General features: G+C 50.3%; 2 protein-coding genes. Both read right to left on the reverse strand.

The annotated features are described in order from the left end of the window. Positions 1-1,011: ISLre2 family transposase (locus tag HMPREF9453_RS10875; RefSeq protein WP_008860620.1), on the reverse strand; the 1,011-nt coding region annotated here is incomplete at its 3' end. Positions 1,012-2,128: 1,117 nt separating this feature from the next. Beyond that, positions 2,129-3,139 (reverse strand): hypothetical protein (locus HMPREF9453_RS12210; RefSeq protein ID WP_008860622.1); only part of this gene is annotated, 1,011 nt, incomplete at its 5' end.

Genomic DNA, 3,139 nt, shown 5'->3' on the forward strand with positions numbered 1-3,139 from the left:
CGCCTCTGTTCGGGCGCAGCTCCGGGCAGTATCCATCCATACGGGAATCTGTTTCATAATATCGTCGCTCTGGTGAAGTTCTCGGATAATGTGGTCTACCAGTTCCTTGTTGCAGAAGCTGAGCCGGGTCCGGATCTTTTCATGCACATGATAGCAGTCGCGAAAGTGCTGGTGATCCAGGCAGCCTTCTACCATTCGCTCAAAGTCCTGAAACTGGTATCCGGACCCTCCATCCCCATTCGACAGCACTGTGGTCTTAGACAGGTCATAGTGCCCAAGCAGATAACTTCTTACCATTGCAAAAAGTTCTTTTCTGCTGGTAGATGCAAAGCAGCGAAGTCCTACCAGTTCTGTCCTGTTGCCATTTTTCCTGACTCCCTCATATACCTGGAGGCGGTGCACTTCCGAAACGCCGCCTTTCTCCTTGTTCTTGAGTACAATTCCATCTCCTTCAATCGCTATAATTTCCGGCTGTACTGCCTTTTTATCCTTCTTCTCTTCTACGAATGCTTTTTCGTAAGCCTTTGCCTTCTCGCCGGCATAGTTCTTGAGTGAGATAACAGACTGATGGGAGATGGTAATTCCCGCCAGGCTTTGCAGGAGTTCGCTGGCACTGCGAGATGTGGTAATTGCGACAGCCTCGACAATCCGCTCAATCATTCCCAGGCTGTAGTGCTTTCTGGACTCAAAGCCCATTTTGCAGTCCAGGGGATAGAAGCTCTTCCCATCTTTCTGCAGAAGTCTTCGAGCATAGGTCAGCTCTCCATAGCGGCAGTAAATCGTCCGGGAGTCCCGGCGCGCCACACGCCACCCCTGTGCCTTGTAAATCTGATACAGCTCAGTGTCAATACGCACCAGGGCCATAGCCATAAGCTGACAGTTCATTTCAGTGAGCCAATGAGTTAACTTCCTTTCAGCCTCGATAGAGTCATCAGATTCCTTAATGAGAGAAATGACTGCACCAATTGCATTTTCACTCCAAATTTCTCCAGTTTTTGTTATAATATCCATGAGGAAAGCCCTTTCTTTGTTTTATTTGTGCACGGAAATTATAACATTTCCACTCAAAGGGAGGCTTTCCTTTTTTATTGTTTCTGGGAAAATTTCCCTACCGAGTAAAATTTTACACTAAGGTGTGAGGGTTGACGGGGTTCAGAAGGGAAGGTTCTTAGGATTGACCGGCCCTATGGGCCGGAGGGTTCTTAAGTTTGACGGGCCTTTGGCCCGAGGGTTGTGGTATCGCCCTATCGGGCGATGAGTATAAAGTCAGCGTTACGGGATTGGCTTTCTGTGTCATATGGCATAATAAGCACTCTGGTGATTGGCTCACTACGTTCGCCACCCCCTATACGGGCTGCGCCGGACTTCCACCTAAAGGTGAAATGACTCACTATGATTTGTGCGTCGCTGGCGCTCCTTCAAATCATGTTCGCTGTGCATCCACGGGAAAGCGTGTCACACGATTCTCAGGTCGCTTTGCTCCCTTACGAATCGTGTTCCCTTGCCACCCCTATGCAGGGGGCAGAATAAAACACCGCGAGACAATCTTCTCATAAATCCCCCGCTCAAGCTGACGATGGCGGCGGCCCCCCCTATCGTCATTTCGACCGAAGCGGAGTGGAGAAATCTCACGCCCCTAATGACAGAAAAGCCGGCCCGCGCCCTCCGTCATTTCGACCGTAGCGGAGCGGAGTGGAGAATTCTCACGCCACCATGGTACAGGAAGCATTACGGCGGGAGATCTCTCGACTCAGAGTATCATCAAAGCGTTTTCCATCTGCCCCATACCGACACGCAGCCCCGCTCGAGATGACGGTGTTGGCGAACAACATACAGTCATTTCAGAAGGGGACAAATGACAAAAACGCTGCCCCCATCCCCGTCATTTCGACCGAAGCGAAGCGGAGTGGAGAAATCTCCTTTCTCTAATGGTACATGAAGCATGGAGGCAGGAAATCTCCGACTCAGAGCCCCCATAGAGCCCCGCATACCGGCCCGTGACCCGCTCGAGATGACCAGGGGCAGCCCCTGACTTTCATGGAACCAGAATAAAGGCATAAAAAAAGAAGCCCTCTTTCGAGAGCTTCTTTTTTATTTATGAAACTAGATTCTCTTTTCTTTTCAGAAATTAGAATTTGTAGTTCAGGGAAACGCTCCAAGCGTCGTCCGGATCTGCACCCTGGTCAGCATCAGCTGCGAATTCGTATTCAGCACGGAGGAATACGTTCTTCTGGAGGGTTACGTTGCCATTTGCGCTCCAGAATTTCAGCTTGCCAGCATTAGCAACCTGATCGAGAATGTCGGTGTGCCAGCCGGTGCCGCCGAAGTACATTTCATCTTCCACATTGTTGTAAGCAAGGCTCAGGTTGAAGGAACCCGGTTTATTCAGGTTCAGCTTGCCATAGCCAAGGCCTGCATTCCAAGCGGTGTCATACTTGGTTGCAGCAGTGGTGTTCTTGTAGTAGTCACCAAATACCTGGAAGTCGCCTACCGGAATGGTCAGGTTAGCGCCGATAACTTCCGGTACATCCTTGCCGTCTTTTGTGCCCTGGAAGTTGATGTAGTCTACGCCCAGTTTAGCGAAGTCGAAGTCATAGCTGCCACGAGCGAAGTAGAAGTCCTGTCCGTCAATAGCATCTTTACCAGACTTAACAGTATTGCCATTATCATCTTTAATTGCTGCTACTGCTGCAGCGCCTTTGTAGTCGCCGCTATTGAACTGGCCAAAGCCGGTGGTCAGGGACAGTTTGTCATGGTTGTAAGCTGCCTGAATGCCATCGTATCCTTCGAGAGCATTGTAGAGCCAGCCGCCCTGGTCACCGAAGGAAATGGGCTGACGGCCAAGACGTACGGAGAAGTCTTTGCCGAAGTTATGGTTAGCATAGATCTGAGCCATGGAGGTGTCGCTGGTTTCAGAATCTTTGAAGTTGAAGTTGTTTACGAACTGACCCTGTACGTAGGTGGAGTCGTTAACCTGGCCTTTAACGTTGATTCTCATACGGCCATCCCAACGATCAGCTTTCTTAGCAGAGAAGTCGGTATAACGCATACGAGCATCGCCGGACCAGTAGAGGTTGCCCACTTTCTTTTCCAGGTTGGAAACGCGAACGCCCAGGTTAGCCAGTTCGTCAGCGTATTC

This window comes from Dialister succinatiphilus YIT 11850 (genome assembly GCF_000242435.1).
GTDB classification, from domain to species: Bacteria; Bacillota; Negativicutes; order Veillonellales; family Dialisteraceae; genus Dialister; species Dialister succinatiphilus.